The organism is Flavitalea flava (assembly GCF_054461575.1).
On the sequence record NZ_JBTLQH010000025.1, the window covers coordinates 73,959 to 89,352 of the forward strand.

Here is a 15,394-nt window from a genome sequence, read left to right on the forward strand (position 1 = left end):
ACTCCTTATAATATTGGTTTATGAAGTTTTATAATATTGTCATTAAATACCGTCTTTATATAGCCATAGCCCTGTTGGCCCTTGGCATTTTTACCAACGTTTATGCAGGCTTCTGGCCCGCTTTCCTGCCTTACCTCATTACCCTGATCCTCTTGTTCGGCTACTTCTTTTTTGGCCCCCTGAGATTGATTCAGGAACATATGGAAAGTGGCAATCTCGAAGCCGCTGAAAAGGTTTTGGCTTCCGTCAAATTCCCCAACCTGCTGTACAAACCTATCCGTTCGGTTTATTTCACCCTGAAGGGCAATATTGCCATGATGAAACAGGATTTCGCAGGGGCTGAGTTGAATATGAAAAAAGGGCTGGATCTGGGAATGCCGATGAAAGAGGCAGAAGGAGCGAGCCTTTTACAAATGGGTATGCTCTTTATGCAGAAGAACGATATTCGTCAGGCAGAAAGTTATATCCGGCAAGCCCTCCGAAAAGGCCTTCCCGATAAGGAAAACCAAGCCGCTGCCTTTCTCCAGCTTTGTTCTATCATGATGACCAAAAGGGAGTTCCGCGCAGCCAAGGATTTTTTCAGAAAGGCCAAGGCCCTGAAAGCTACCACCCCTCAGATCGTCGACCAGATCAAACAGATCGAAAAATACATTTCCCGCATTCCGGGTTAATGGATTTTACTTCAGCGGGAAGAACTCCTCTACCTTTTGGTAACGGTACCCGGAGGATATGATCCGGAAATTCATATCCGGGGGAGTTATAAGGGGGAGTTTGGAAGGATCCGTAAAAAAATCCCAGACCTTGTCCAGTGAAGCGGGGATCCTTTGTATTTTCTGCAGGGAATGAACGGCCATGTCTTTTGAATAACCAGCCAGGCGAACAAAAGTTTAGGGTCAATTGACTGCTCTTCCGGACGAAGAGGTGACGCAATCGACCATCTGGCGCAATGTACGCAGGGACAAGCTGTTCTTTTCCAGGAAGTCAAAACTTCCGTATTGTAATAGGATCTCTTTGGTATTTAATCCCTTCTGACTGGAGAAAAGGATCACATATACATCGGGGTTAATATTGCGGACCTTTTGCAGGGTATCCAATCCATTCATTTCGCCATCAAGGTTGTAATCCAGGACGATAACAGCAGGATTCTTATCCAGCTCATCCAGGCAGGATTCTCCGTTCGTATAAAAATGTATTTCATTGCTGACAGATTCCAATTCCTTAGCGATAAGGCTTTGATAGATCAGGTTATCCTCGACAACAAAAATTACAGGCTGATGGGCTAATTCCATAGTAAAAGCTTAATGGTGCATCAACCATCCTGCAAAATAGTGCCAGAAAAAGAGCTAAAATAAAGAGCTGACTATCAATGAAATGGGCTTTGTTATCCGTTTAACACCCTCTCTTTTTGGGAAACTATCTGTCTTTTTTGGGAATTCCGGCCGATTATTCAAGGATTTCGGCCTGTAATTGCTCGATACAAAGACCGATCACCCATTCAACCCTTTCCACCAGAGCAGGAATTTCTCCTACGGATTGGCCCTGTTTGGAATTAGCTTCCACGGCTCTGACCTCTTGCCGGATGGTTTTAATGCCCATGGAGTCTACTGTGGATTTTAATTTATGGGCAGTTTTGCCGACCTGATCCCAATTTCCCGCCAACATAGCTCCTCTAAGATCAGCCAGGTTCTGAGGGACCGTTTCTATAAAAAGCAAAACCATTTTTTTGATAAAGCTTTGATCTCCTCCGGATACGGATTCAACCATAGAAAGATCGTATAATTTAGCGCCGGGGATTAAAGGTAACATGAGCGTTGGATTAGGTAAGGGTGTAGTTGGTCTTATTTCGTCCGGGGAAGGCGGAGAAGTCTGAGTAGCCTGCAAAGCCGCCCGTTTAAGGTTCCGGGATATGACAAGAAACAAACTTTCTTCGTCAAATGGTTTGGCCAGGTAATCGGACATCCCGGCAGCGATGTATTTTTCGCTATCGCCTTTAAGGGCGTTGGCCGTCAAGGCTATTATGGGGATGCCTGATTTTACGGGATCGGCCAGTTTCCGGATATGCTGGGTCGCTTCTATCCCATCCATTTCCGGCATTTGTACGTCCATAAGGACACAATCGAACTGCTCCTGCTGCAATAGTTCTACCGCATCCCGGCCGTTGGCTACAATTTTCACTTCAAAATCCCAGGACTCAAGAATATGCCTGGCCAGATACTGGTTGAGCTCCACATCCTCTGCGACTAATACCCTCTTGAATCCCAAGCTTTTAAAATCGATCTCCTCGTTTGGAACATTTTCCTGCATAGCTTCAATACTTATATAATAAGGAATCCGGATCGTAAAAGCCGATCCCTTGCCTTCTTCACTTTTTACCAGCAATTCTCCATCCTGCATTTCGATCATATTCTTACAGATGGTCAGGCCAAGGCCTGTACCACCGTATTTGCGGGAGATCGTTGCATCAGCCTGTTCGAAAGGCTCAAAAATGGTCTTGAGCCGGGCTTCGCTGATCCCGATACCCGTATCGCTGATCGTAATTTCGATGACCACCATATCCGACCCTTGTTCGGAGATCCTTGTGGAAATATTGATATGGCCCCGATCCGTAAATTTCAGCGCATTGCTCAGAATATTGTTCAGGACCTGGCTCAGCCTGTAAGGATCTCCCATTACGACTAAACCGCCCGGAATGGAATTCTGAAAGATCAGACCTAGTTCCTTTTCTTCTGCTTTATAAATAAAGGATTGGCTCGTCGTGGCTATTTTATCCACGATCTTAAAAGCGATCTTTTCCAATTGCAGCTTTCCGGCGATGATCTTTTCGAGATCCAGGATATCATTGACAATCACCAGCAGGTTGCCGGCAGCCTCCTGTATCAGCTGCAGATAGTTCCGTTGCTGGTTATCCAGTTTGGTCTTTCGCAATAAACTGGCGATCCCCAGGATACCACTCATCGGAGTCCTGATCTCATGGCTCATATGCGCCAGAAAGGACTCTTTTGCCTTCGCCCCTTCATCGGTTATTTGTTTGGCGAACCGCAGTTCCTTTTCCATCTTCACCCGGTTGGTAATATCCTGGGAAAATCCGATTACGTAGGGTTCAAGCCCGGGCTCTTCCACCCGGTAGTTCTTATACAGCAAATAGATCTTCTCACCATTCTTATTCAAAACACAAAATACCCCGCTGACGCCCCCCTCTTTATGCTTAATAGCTTTAACATACTCTTCTGCGAATTCCCGCTGATGGGCACGAGGAATGAATTCCTGGATCTTTCGTCCAAGCAGCTCTTCTTCCGTAAAACCCAATACCCTGGAAATTTCAGGATTGACGGCGAGCAATCTGCCTGTCATATCATGGGTACAGATCAGGGCCTGACTGTAATTGAACAGATCCCGGTACCTTTTTTCGCTGCGTCGCATCTGTTCCTCAAAAACCTTCCTTTCCGTGATCCTGAAGGCGTAAATGATCACATATAAAACCTCCCTCTTATCATCCAGCACGGGGTATATCTTCCGGAGATAATATTGTTTTTCCCCCCGGCCATCCACGATTTCCTCCTCCCAATCTATTACCTCGCGCAAAAGCAACGCTTTCTCAAATACAAACCTCCTGTCCCCGGCAATTTTCTCTCCCCTTCCGGCAAAGGCACAGAATTCTTCGTTGGTCTTGCCGATCATCCATGCCCGTAAGGCCGGGTCGGGGATGGCGCTGATATTCAGGTATAGATAACGGTATTGAGGGTCCGCGACAATGATATCGGCCGGAGTCTTATTTAAAATATCTTCAAAAAAAACACGCTGCTCCCGGTTTTTTTCCCCGGCTCCGCTCCTGTCGCCTGACAGGGAACGAAGATTCTCCAACTCGGATACCTTCTCCTCAAGCATATGCTCTGCCTTCAGCCGACCGAGCTTTTCAGCCTCCAGCTGCCCCCTCAAAATAGCCAATTCCTGTACCGGGTCCATAGAGCCAGATTGTTAAAAGAATGTGATTATTTCATCTTTAATTCACCGTTCTGGATCATGCGGTAAAGAGTGGATTTACCGACATCCAGTTTTTTTGCTACCAGCAAAACGTCCTTTTCATGTTTGTCCAAATGATGCTGAAGGATCTGTATTTCGTATTCCTTCAGCGTCATATCCTTATTCAGCAGATCGGCAATACTGGTGGAGGAGTTCAGGGTTATATGTTCCGGCTGGATCAACTCCTCATCCGCCATGACGACGGCCAGCTCTACCACAGACTTCAATTCACGCACATTCCCTGGAAAGGGATAGGTCATCAGTTTCTGCTGGGCATCGGCAGAAAGGGTCTTCTTTTCAATTTTGTTCTCTTTGCAGAACCCATCGATAAAGTGTTTGGCAAGGATCAAAATATCGTTGCCCCTTTCCCGTAATGGCGGCAGCAGGATCGGCAAACCGATCAAACGATAATAAAGGTCCTCCCTGAAATTCTTATTCTTTACTTCCTCCAGCAGGTTCTTATGGGTGGCCACCACGATGCGTACATCGATCTTGGTGACCGCATTACCACCGATCCGGGTTATCTCTCTTTCCTGAAGTACGCGCAATAATTTTGCCTGAAGATTGATATCGAGTTCTCCGATCTCATCCAGGAATAAAGTGCCTTTATCAGCCTCTTCGAATTTCCCGATCCGCCGGGTAACGGCACCCGTAAACGCCCCTTTTTCATGACCGAACAGTTCGCTTTCGATCAGATCTTTAGGAATAGCCGCCACATTCACGGCAACAAAGGGCTGTTTATGTCTTTCGGAATTATAATGAATAGCTTTGCCGATCATCTCCTTACCCGATCCTGTTTCTCCTGTAACGGACACGGTAATATTGGTCTTTGCCGCTTTTTCAATAAGGGAAAAGACTTTTTGTATGGGATCGCTCTTACCGATGATCATTTGGGAAAAATCGTATTTTCGGCCCACCTGGGTCTTTAGGGTTTCGACTTCCTGCTTCAGGTTGCTGATCTCCCGTAAATGCAAAATACTGTTCCACAGGCGGTCCTTGGTTTCATCATCTTTCACGATATATTCGAAAGCCCCGTTCTTTAACAGGTTGATCGCCGTAGCCACATCCTCCTGACCGGAAATGACAATCACCCGGATATCCGGGTTATGCTCCTTTATTTTTTTCAATACCTCTGCCCCATCACAGTCAGGAAGTGAATAATCCAGGGTCACCACATCGGGGTTCTCATGAAGTTGTGCAAAAAAATCACGGGGCGATTCAAAACGTTTGACTTCGTATTCCGGGTTGAGAGAGAGATAATGCTGAAGCATAGAGCCATACCATACATCATCTTCGACGATAAATACCTTAAAGGACTGATGGTTTTTCATTATTTCCAGTTTATAATAGGATATGGATTAAACGAAGAATGCGCTAATTTATTCCCATATTAAGACAATTTCCACATACCCGACCACCTTTTTAAAAATTAGTTGACGTCAAAAGACAGAAAATAGGGGTTTCCATGTATTTACCCGGAAAAAACGGGCACTGCTCAGGAGGGGAAAACTGCTTTTACGAATGCGGCAAAAGTCCTGCCAAATTCTTCAATAACCTGATTGAAAGTTATTTAGGTATTCATTTTTTTTATATTAACCAGGCCAGCCCCGGATGTCCTCTCACTAATCAGATAGCCTTATGACCAAAATAAGTATATTGCTTTATAGCCGGAGATCAGAAGCCGACCGATTGAAGCTCGGCCCCTGCAGCTTATCTTTACGCCCATGTCCATTAACCGGGAGAAACTCCAACAGCATTTCCGGGATGAATACCGGAAACTCAATGAACAACAACGTCTTGCCGTCAATACTACGGAAGGACCCGTTATGGTGATCGCCGGGCCGGGTACGGGAAAAACCCAGATCCTGGCGGCCCGGATCGGGAAAATACTCCTGGAAACGGACACCAGTCCCGAAAACATCCTTTGTCTTACTTACACGGATGCCGGCACGATTGCCATGCGCAGGCGTCTGCTTTCTTTTATAGGTCCGGATGCTTATAAGGTCAATATTCATACTTTTCACTCCTTTTGCAACGATATCATACAGGAGAACCTTCCTCTTTTTGAAAAGACGGCCCTCGATCCTATTTCTGACCTGGAAAAGATCCAGCTTTTCAAAACCCTGATCGACGGCTTTCCCAAGAACCATCCGCTTAAAAGATACCGTGGTGATGTGTATTTCGAGATCGGCAACCTGCAGAACCTGTTTTCTACCATGAAACGGGAAGGCTGGACCCCGGATTTTATAGAAGCCAAAGTTGAAGAATATCTTTCAACGCTTCCACAGAATGAAGAATATATCGCCAAACGGGCTACGAAGGAATTTAAGAAAGGAGATCTCCGGACCGATAAGATCGCAGAAGAAACGGAGAAAATGAACAAATTGCTGGCCGCCGTTAACGAATTCACGCCCTTCCAGGAATTGATGCGCCGCCGCAACCGCTATGATTTTGACGATATGATCAATTGGGTGATCCGGGTCTTTGAGGAAAACAAACAGCTTCTTTCCGGGTACCAGGAACGATATCAGTACATTTTAGTGGATGAATACCAGGATACCAGCGGAACCCAGAACAGGCTGGTCAGCCTGCTCATCAACTATTGGGACCAACCTAATGTATTTGTCGTAGGCGATGACGATCAAAGCATCTACCGGTTCCAGGGAGCTAACGTAGAGAATATGCTTGGTTTCGCCAACCATTATCAAAAGGACCTGCTCACTGTCGTTTTGACCCATAATTACCGGTCTACCCAGCCGATCCTGGATATTTCCAGGACCCTTATCGATAAGAACCGGGAAAGACTGGTCAACCAGATCCCCGGGCTTTCCAAACACCTTATATCCAGCCATCCTCTTATCAGCAGGTTCAAGGATCCGCCACGCCTCCTGGAATATCAAAGCCCAAGGCAGGAAATGACGGATATCACCCTGCAGATAGAAAGACTCGTAGGTGAAGGCGTCCCTCCCGGAAGGATCGCCGTTATCTATAAAGAAAATAAGTACGGTGAAGAATTATCGCTTTTTCTTCAATTGAAGAAAATACCCGTGTTCAGTAAACGAAGCCTGAATCTGCTGGAGATCCCTTTTGCCCGCAAGATCCTCCAGCTCCTTCGTTATCTCGCTGCCGAACACGATGCCCCTTATGGCGGTGATGAAATGCTGTTCGAGATACTGCATTTCGATTTTTTCGGCATCCCCCCCATCGAGATCGCCAAATTATCGGTGGAAGTGGCAGAACGGCAATTCAGCGACCAGCGCACCTCGCTCCGGCGTTTGCTCCTGGAGAAATCCACCCGCCCTGCCAGGGATCTTTTTGACAGCGGATTGCCGGAAGGGATGAAAAAAGCAAGCCATGTCCTGGAACAACTTATCAGCGATGCGTCGAATGTTACCCTGCAAACCCTTTTTGAAAACAGCATTCGGGATACTGGTATCCTGAGATCCATATTGGAGAGCCCTGATAAGATCTGGCTGATGCAGGTGCTCACCGCTCTTTTTGATTTTGTGAAAGAGGAATCGCGTCGCGATCCGGATCTGAACCTGGAAAAGCTGGTCCAGATGATCGATCTGATGAAGGACAATAACATCATCCTTCCCCTGGTAAAGGTCGCCGGCAGCGATAAAGCAGTCAATCTGCTTACCACCCATGGATCAAAAGGCCTGGAATTCGAATACGTTTTTTTTGCCGGCTGCAATGCCACGACCTGGGAAAAGAAACGCAAACCCGGCAGCGGCTATAAATACCCGGGAAATCTTTTCGCCTCCCGTGAAGGCATGGCAGGAGAGGCCAATTCGAAATCCGTGGAGGAAGAAGAACTGCGCCGTCTTTTTTATGTTGCCCTGACCAGGGTGGAGCAGCATCTGTTCATCTCCTATTCCCGTTACCGCAACGATGGCAAGGAATTGGAGCCGTCCATGTTCATCGCAGAGATCCTGGACCGTCATGAACTCCCCGTAGAAAAGATCCTGATCCCTGAAGAAACCCTGGCTACCTTTGAAGCCCTGCCCTTCAGCGAAACCATTGCGCCGGAGATCGGAAAAGCTGAAGAGGATTTTATCAGCCGCATGCTGGAAAAATTCGTGATGAACGTAACGGCCCTGAACAATTACCTCAAATGCCCCCTGGAGTTTTATTATAAGAACCTGGTACGGATCCCTTCTCCAAAGAATGAGGCTACCGAATTCGGGTCGGCCGTGCATTATGCCCTGCAAAAGCTATTCGAAAAAATGAAGGCGAACAGTCCCGAAAAGTTCTTGCCCAAACCTGAGCTTCTGCAGGATTTTCAGTGGTATATGCACCGTCACCGGGAAATCTTTACCAAAGAGGCCTTTTCCCGTCGGATGGAATATGGGCTGGAGGTATTATCGAATTATTATGACAAATACCTCCCCGTGTGGAATAAGATCGTAGCGGTAGAGAGAAATATCCGAAATGTAGTCATCCGGGGAGTTCCCCTGAAAGGCAAACTGGATAAACTGGAGTTCCAGGGTAAAGAAGTGAATGTGGTTGACTACAAGACCGGAGACGTGGATAAAGCAAGGGAAAAGCTGAATCCCCCCAATCAAAAAGAACCGAATGGGGGAGATTACTGGCGGCAGGCTGTCTTCTACAAAATATTGGTGGATAGTTATGAACAGAAGGATTGGAAGGTTACCAGTACTGAATTTGATTTTGTCGAACCCGACAAAAAAAAGGAATACCGGAAGATTAAAATACTGATCACCCCTGAGGACATCACCACCGTAACTGAACAGATCGTCATGGTCTGGAATAAGATACAGAACAGGGAATTCTATACCGGTTGCGGAAAGCCGGATTGCCATTGGTGTACTTTTGTAAAAACAAATAACCTCGCCATTGCCTTACACGAGATCAACCAGGATGAAGAAGTAGAGTGAGCAGCTCCGGGACAGATTTAAGGGATTATTAGGGAATCTCAAGGGACAGGTCCCTGAAAACGACCTAATATTGCAGATATTTATTTTGATAAGCTCCGATAAGTCAATTTATGAAGATCAAGAACGGCCTTCTTTTTTTTATCCTTTTTTCCCTCACGATAACCGGAGCCATTAATATTTCCGGCTGCGCCAATATCGTACCGCCGCTGGGCGGTCCCCGGGATACGCTGCCTCCCAGGTTACTGGTAGTGGCCCCGCGCGATTCCACCCGCCATTTCACCGGCAACAAAATCGTTTTCAACTTTAATGAATATATCGAGGCAAAGGAACTTTTGCAGAATCTCATCGTATCCCCTCTTCCAAAAGTGGATCCGATCGTGGATGCCAAGCTCCGAACCCTCACTGTCCGGATAAAAGATACCTTACAACCGAATACGACCTATTCACTGGACTTCGGCAATTCCATCCGGGATGTGAATGAGGGGAATATATTGAAGAATTTCACCTATGTCTTCACCACGGGTAATTATATAGATTCTTCTCAATTTTCCGGTAATGTGATCATTGCTTCCACCGGCAAGGTCGACAGCACCCTTATCGTTATGCTGCACCGCAGCCATGATGATTCCGCCGTCATTAAAGAACGCCCCCGCTATATCGCTAAGGTGGATACCACCGGCCGTTTCAGGTTTCATTTCCTGGAACCCGGGACTTATTACCTGTTTGCCTTAAAAGATGAAGGAAATACCCGACGTTATTTATCCAAGGGGCAGTTATTCGCCTTTGCCGACTCACCGGTCGTCATCAGCCGGCAAACGCCCCCGGTCACCCTGTATGCTTATACAGAAGCCGCGCCGGATATCAAAAAACCGTCGACCACCGCCAAAAACAGTACGGGCACAGGTAAACCCGCAACCTCCAAACCATCGGACAAAGAAAAAGAAAAGGACAAAAGATTGCAGTTCCAGGTGAACATCACCAATGGAGAATTCGATATTTTAGATACCTTTCGCCTTCAGTTTACCAGTTCCCTCAAAGTCTTCGATACCTCGAAGATCAGGTTCACAGATGGTGATTTCGTGGATATTGCTGCCGGAACATATCAATTCAGCGCAGATTCCACCAACAAACGATTTACCCTGGCCTATACCTGGCCAACTGATACCAAATTCCATCTGATCGCCGCCAAAGACTTCGCCCAGGATTCGGCAGGAAGAAAACTGCTGAAGATCGACACGATCAACTTTCAGACGAAAAAGGACATCGATTACGGAGAAGTGCGCGTGCGTATCTCCAATCTGGATCTTTCCAAAATCCCTGTCCTTCAGTTTGTAGTACAGGACGTCGTAAAATTCTCCTACCCTTTTGTTAATAAAAGGGAATTCAGGGTTCAGCTCTTCCCGCCGGGGGAATATGAATTGCGCGTCCTGTATGATGGCAATAAGAACGGAGTCTGGGATCCGGGGGAATTCTTCGATAAACATCTTCAGCCCGAAAAGGTAACTCCCTTACGAAAAAAATTCGTTGTCAAAGCCAATTGGGATAATGATGTAGACATTACCCTATAGCTGCAGCCCTTGTCGTATCTTTGCATCATGGAATTCTCCTCCGCGTTATTAGAGAACGCCGTCAATGAATTTGCCAAACTTCCGGGCATAGGAAAAAAGACGGCACTCAGACTGGTATTACACCTGCTGAAAATGGACCCGTCCGCCGTCCAGGGTTTTGGAGAGACCCTGATCCGTATGCGGCAGGATATTAAATTCTGCCAGCGCTGTTATAATGTATCCGATGCGGATATCTGTTCCATTTGCTCCAACTCCATGCGCAAACAAGAGCTCATCTGCGTGGTCGAAACCATCCGCGAAGTGATTGCTATTGAAAGCACCCAGCAATATAGCGGAACCTATCATGTGCTGGGTGGGGTCATCTCGCCGCTCGATGGGATCGGCCCCGATCAGTTGAATATAGAGGCCCTGGTCAGCCGGGTACAAAAAGAACATACGCAGGAACTTATTTTCGCGCTCAATCCAACTATTCAGGGAGATACCACCATCTATTATATCCAGAAAAAACTACAGGGTAACGGGGTCAAATCGACCACGATCGCCAGGGGTATCGCCTTTGGGGGTGAACTGGAATATGCCGATGAGATGACCCTGGCCCGTTCCATTACGAACCGGCTTCCGGTGGAAAACTACCGGACCAACCGTTAAAAGCCAGTCCCTTATAAGGAAATGACCGGTAACCGGTACTGTTGGCACACCGACCTGATAATTGTCCAACCAAGGTTTTTATGTATATTTGCCTATCGGACCAAGGCGGATTTGTTTATTGTTCAGCCTGGCCCGGTAAAACGCTTCGGAAGAAGTGAATAGCAAAAACTGAACTAATAAACGTCTGAAATAATCCTCTTATACGGTTCCTTCCGGTTATTTCCCTCGTTAATGGCAGTTTCCAAAATTTTTTTTCCACGCGGACGTTTGCAGGACACCAACAAGCAGGTAAGGATCTTGTCTGTTGATCTTACCGGAATTTATAAATAAAATCCCCGGTCCGGGGAGGAGGGTATTATGAAAACAATACAAGATTGTCTGAAAGAAAGGATACTGATCATAGATGGAGCAATGGGAACTATGATCCAACGGCATAAACTGGAAGAAAAGGATTACCGGGGTGAACGTTTTAAGGACTGGGCTTCCGATCTGAAAGGTAACAATGATCTTTTATGCCTGACCCAACCTGAGATCATCGAAGGGATCCACCGGCAATACCTGGAGGCTGGGGCCGACATCATCGAGACCAATACGTTCAACTCCCAGGTGATCTCTATGGCCGATTACCATATGGAAGCACTGGCCTTTGAAATAAATGTGGCCGCTGCCAGGATCGCCAAAAAGGCCGCTGCCGATTTTACCGCCCGTAACCCCGATAAACCCCGCTTCGTAGCAGGAGCAATCGGGCCCATGAATAAAACCTTATCTCTTTCGCCCGATGTGAATAACCCGGGATTCCGGGCAGTAAGCTTTGACGAAGTGGTTTCTGCCTATTATGAGCAGATCAAAGGATTGGTGGAAGGAGGAGCAGATTTGTTACTGATCGAAACCATCTTCGATACCCTGAATGCCAAAGCCGCCATCTTCGCCATTAAAAAGTTTTTCCGTGATTCAAAGCAGAAAGAATTGCCGATCCTTATCAGCGGAACGATTACCGACGCCAGCGGCCGCACGCTGAGCGGGCAGACCCTGGAAGCATTTTATGTTTCCGTCATGCATGCCCGCCCGCTGAGCATCGGTCTGAACTGTGCCCTGGGCGCCGCAGAAATGCGTTCCCATATCGAAGAGCTCAGCCAGATCTCTGCCTGTTTTACTTCCGCTTATCCCAATGCCGGTCTTCCGAATGCCATGGGAGAATACGACGAGCAACCGGAAGAAACCGCTCATTTTATCGAAGAATGGGCCGCCAACGGCTGGGTGAATATCGTGGGAGGATGCTGCGGTACCACTCCGGATCATATACAGCACATTGCTGAACATGTAGCTAAATTAAAACCCAGACAATTACCTGTCGTTGAAAAAGAACTGGTGGGATAAACCAAAACATAAAAAGAAGAGATTAATAAGATAAAGATGTCAGCACCAAATACGATTAAACCTTTTTTACGTTTAGCAGGCCTGGAACCGCTGGTCATACGACCGGAAACGAATTTTGTGAATGTAGGCGAACGTACTAATGTAACAGGCTCGAAGAAATTTGCCCGGCTTATCCGGGATAATAAATACGAAGAAGCGCTTAGTGTTGCCCGTCAACAGGTAGAGAGCGGAGCGCAGGTTCTCGATGTGAATATGGACGATGCCCTGCTGGATGGAGAAAAAGCTATGCAGACCTATCTTAATCTTCTGCAGGCCGAACCGGATATTGCGAAGATCCCCATCATGATCGACTCCTCCAAGTTCTCGATCATACAGGCAGGTCTCAAATGCGTTCAGGGTAAATGTATCGTCAACTCCATCTCCCTGAAAGAAGGGGAGGAAAAATTCATCGAACAGGCTATTCTTTGTAAGAGCTTCGGGGCTGCCGTCATTGTCATGGCCTTCGATGAGAACGGACAGGCGGATACCCTTCGCAAAAAAGTAGACATCAGCGAAAGGGCCTATAAGATCCTGACCGAACAGGTGGGCTACGATCCGGAAGACATCATTTTCGACCCGAATATCTTTGCCATAGCCACCGGGATCGAAGAACACAACAACTACGCCGTAGATTTCATCGAGGCGATCAAAGAGATCAAACAAAAAATGCCGTTAACGCGCATCAGCGGTGGCGTCAGTAATATGTCCTTTTCTTTCCGGGGCAATGACACGGTGCGGGAAGCCATGCACAGCGTTTTTCTGTATCATGCCATTAAAGCGGGTATGGATATGGGTATCGTGAATGCCGGACAACTGGTCGTTTATGATGAGATCGAACCCAATTTCAGGAATCTTTGCGAGGATGTCATCCTTAACCGTGATCCGGAAGGCACCGATAAATTGCTGGCTTTTGCAGAAACGGTTAAAGCCAAAGGAAAAGTAGAGGTAAAAGACGAGGCCTGGCGCAAAGGGCCAGTGGAAGACCGGCTGAAACATGCCCTGGTAAATGGTATTACGGATTATATCGATGCAGATACGGAAGAGGCCAGGATAAAATATCCCAAACCGCTGGATGTCATCGAAGGGCCTCTTATGGCCGGCATGAATGTGGTCGGGGATCTGTTCGGCAGCGGCAAGATGTTCCTGCCGCAGGTAGTAAAGAGCGCCCGGGTGATGAAAAAATCCGTAGCCGTCCTTACGCCTTTTATTGAAAAAGAAAAGGAAGAAAGGCGTCTTGCGCATGAAAAGGCAGGTACCAAAAATGAAGAAGGGGCCGGAGCCGCAAAAATATTACTGGCAACCGTAAAAGGAGATGTACATGATATCGGAAAAAATATTGTCGGTGTCGTATTGGGTTGTAATGGTTATGATATTATCGACCTCGGTGTAATGGTCCCCGCCGATAAGATCCTTGAAACAGCCAGACGGGAAAAGGTAGATATTATCGGGCTCAGCGGGTTGATCACCCCCTCCCTGGACGAAATGGTCCATGTGGCCCGGGAAATGAAACGGCAGGATTTTCATCTTCCCCTGATCATCGGAGGGGCTACCACCTCCCGTATGCATACGGCGGTAAAGATTGCGCAGGAGTTCGATCATGGTGTCGTACACGTGCTTGATGCATCCCGCAGTGTAACCGTAGCAGGGGCTCTGTTGAACAAAGAACAGAAACCCGGATTCCTGAAAGGAATCAAGGAAGAATACCGGAAGCTCAAGGAAGATTTTGCCAATAAAAAATCCGCCAAACAATACCTGTCCTTTCCGGCTGCACAAAAGAATAAGGTTTCCATAAACTGGGATTCTTTTTCGCCGGTTGCGCCAGGCTTTACCGGAACGAAAGCGTTTCAGGATTATGACCTGGCTGAAATAGTGCCCTATATCGACTGGGCGCCATTTTTCATCGCCTGGGAATTACATGGGAAATTCCCCCAGATCCTGAAGGATGAAAAAGTGGGGATCGAGGCTACTAAATTATACAATGATGCCCGGGCCCTGCTATCGCAGATCGTTCGTGAAAAATGGCTGACGCCACGCGCAGTAATCGGATTCTGGCCTGCCAATTCCGATGGAAAAGACACGGTGATCGTCCGGACCGGAGGAACTACCGGATCCTCCGATCTTACGGGCAGCGAGGGTGTCGTACATCTCGAATGCCTGCGTCAGCAGATCAAAAAAGCCCCTGGGCAACCGAATATATCGCTGGCAGACTTTATTGCTCCGGAAACTACCGGCAAGCAGGATCATATTGGCGCCTTTGCCGTTTCTATCCATGGTATCGAGCCGCATATCAAACGTTTCGAAGCCGGTTACGATGATTACAACAAGATCATGTTGCAGGCTCTGGCCGACAGGCTGGCCGAAGCCTTTACCGAACTGCTGCATGAAAAAGTGCGCAAAGAATATTGGGGCTATGTCTCGCAGGAGCATCTTACCAATGAACAGCTGATCGGGGAAGAATATATGGGGATACGTCCTGCACCGGGTTATCCGGCTTGCCCTGATCATACCGAAAAGTTCAAATTGTTCAGTATGCTCGATGCGACCAGGCAGACAGGCATTATCCTTACGGAATCTTTGGCTATGTTCCCGGCATCTGCCGTATCCGGCTGGTATTTTGCGCATCCGGAAAGCAAATATTTCGGGGTGGGTAAGATCGAAAAAGACCAGGTAGAAGACTATACCGTTCGCAAAAAGATGCCTATCGAAGAGGTGGAAAGATGGCTGAGACCTGTATTGGAGTATGATGTATAAATAAATGGGTTTTCTCCAATAACGAAGGCGTTTGGAAGGAATTTCCTTCTGAAATGTTAATGTAAGGGAGTTACTCCGATTTTAGCTAAA

Annotated in this window: 10 protein-coding genes; 6 read left to right on the top strand and 4 right to left on the bottom strand. The window is 47.2% G+C overall.

The genetic code is table 11. The features are described 5' to 3' along the window. Window positions 1-20: 20 nt before the first annotated feature. Window positions 21-671 (top strand): tetratricopeptide repeat protein, encoded by a 651-nt coding sequence (locus ACX0G9_RS20360; RefSeq protein WP_459066789.1) that lies wholly within the window; start codon window positions 21-23, stop codon window positions 669-671. A gap of 6 nt (window positions 672-677) precedes the next feature. Here the strand turns inward: ACX0G9_RS20360 and ACX0G9_RS20365 are convergent, their stop codons facing one another. The 4 genes from ACX0G9_RS20365 to ACX0G9_RS20380 all read right to left on the bottom strand — a co-directional run bounded on the left by ACX0G9_RS20365 (window position 678) and on the right by ACX0G9_RS20380 (window position 5,351). Then, window positions 678-854, bottom strand: coding sequence for a hypothetical protein (locus tag ACX0G9_RS20365; protein WP_459066790.1), 177 nt, complete (start codon window positions 852-854; stop codon window positions 678-680). Between the two features lie 39 nt (window positions 855-893). Next, entirely contained in the window at window positions 894-1,289 is a 396-nt protein-coding gene (locus ACX0G9_RS20370) for a response regulator (protein ID WP_459066791.1), read from the bottom strand. A 154-nt stretch (window positions 1,290-1,443) separates the two neighbouring features. After that, window positions 1,444-3,963 carry a response regulator gene (locus tag ACX0G9_RS20375; RefSeq protein WP_459066792.1) on the bottom strand — a complete coding sequence of 840 codons (2,520 nt, stop codon included), beginning with the start codon at window positions 3,961-3,963 and terminating at the stop codon, window positions 1,444-1,446. A gap of 26 nt (window positions 3,964-3,989) precedes the next feature. Continuing rightward, on the bottom strand, window positions 3,990-5,351 hold the full coding sequence (locus ACX0G9_RS20380) for a sigma-54-dependent transcriptional regulator (RefSeq protein ID WP_459066793.1): 1,362 nt from the start codon (window positions 5,349-5,351) through the stop codon (window positions 3,990-3,992). Between the two features lie 393 nt (window positions 5,352-5,744). On the opposite strand from ACX0G9_RS20380, the gene ACX0G9_RS20385 reads away from it, so the two are divergent. From ACX0G9_RS20385 to metH, 5 genes are all read left to right on the top strand, one after another. Continuing rightward, a complete protein-coding gene (locus ACX0G9_RS20385) occupies window positions 5,745-8,921 on the top strand; it encodes an ATP-dependent helicase (protein WP_459066794.1) in 3,177 nt (1,058 codons plus the stop codon). A 110-nt stretch (window positions 8,922-9,031) separates the two neighbouring features. After that, window positions 9,032-10,489: an Ig-like domain-containing domain gene (locus ACX0G9_RS20390; RefSeq protein ID WP_459066795.1), complete on the top strand. Its 1,458-nt coding sequence runs from the start codon at window positions 9,032-9,034 to the stop codon at window positions 10,487-10,489. Between the two features lie 27 nt (window positions 10,490-10,516). After that, the gene (gene recR / locus ACX0G9_RS20395; RefSeq protein WP_459066796.1) at window positions 10,517-11,137 is read left to right on the top strand and encodes a recombination mediator RecR; all 621 of its coding nucleotides are present in this window, start codon (window positions 10,517-10,519) and stop codon (window positions 11,135-11,137) included. A 357-nt stretch (window positions 11,138-11,494) separates the two neighbouring features. Continuing rightward, entirely contained in the window at window positions 11,495-12,514 is a 1,020-nt protein-coding gene (locus ACX0G9_RS20400; RefSeq protein ID WP_459066797.1) for a homocysteine S-methyltransferase family protein, read from the top strand. A gap of 36 nt (window positions 12,515-12,550) precedes the next feature. Continuing rightward, the gene (metH, locus tag ACX0G9_RS20405) at window positions 12,551-15,304 is read left to right on the top strand and encodes a methionine synthase (RefSeq protein ID WP_459066798.1); all 2,754 of its coding nucleotides are present in this window, start codon (window positions 12,551-12,553) and stop codon (window positions 15,302-15,304) included. Window positions 15,305-15,394: the final 90 nt, after the last annotated feature.

Coding starts and splice junctions, on each gene's coding strand:
- ACX0G9_RS20360 (WP_459066789.1), top strand. CDS start 21: ATGAAGTTTTATAATATTGTCATTAAATACCGTCTTTATATAGCCATA.
- ACX0G9_RS20365 (WP_459066790.1), bottom strand. CDS start 854: ATGGCCGTTCATTCCCTGCAGAAAATACAAAGGATCCCCGCTTCACTG.
- ACX0G9_RS20370 (WP_459066791.1), bottom strand. CDS start 1,289: ATGGAATTAGCCCATCAGCCTGTAATTTTTGTTGTCGAGGATAACCTG.
- ACX0G9_RS20375 (WP_459066792.1), bottom strand. CDS start 3,963: ATGGACCCGGTACAGGAATTGGCTATTTTGAGGGGGCAGCTGGAGGCT.
- ACX0G9_RS20380 (WP_459066793.1), bottom strand. CDS start 5,351: ATGAAAAACCATCAGTCCTTTAAGGTATTTATCGTCGAAGATGATGTA.
- ACX0G9_RS20385 (WP_459066794.1), top strand. CDS start 5,745: ATGTCCATTAACCGGGAGAAACTCCAACAGCATTTCCGGGATGAATAC.
- ACX0G9_RS20390 (WP_459066795.1), top strand. CDS start 9,032: ATGAAGATCAAGAACGGCCTTCTTTTTTTTATCCTTTTTTCCCTCACG.
- recR (WP_459066796.1), top strand. CDS start 10,517: ATGGAATTCTCCTCCGCGTTATTAGAGAACGCCGTCAATGAATTTGCC.
- ACX0G9_RS20400 (WP_459066797.1), top strand. CDS start 11,495: ATGAAAACAATACAAGATTGTCTGAAAGAAAGGATACTGATCATAGAT.
- metH (WP_459066798.1), top strand. CDS start 12,551: ATGTCAGCACCAAATACGATTAAACCTTTTTTACGTTTAGCAGGCCTG.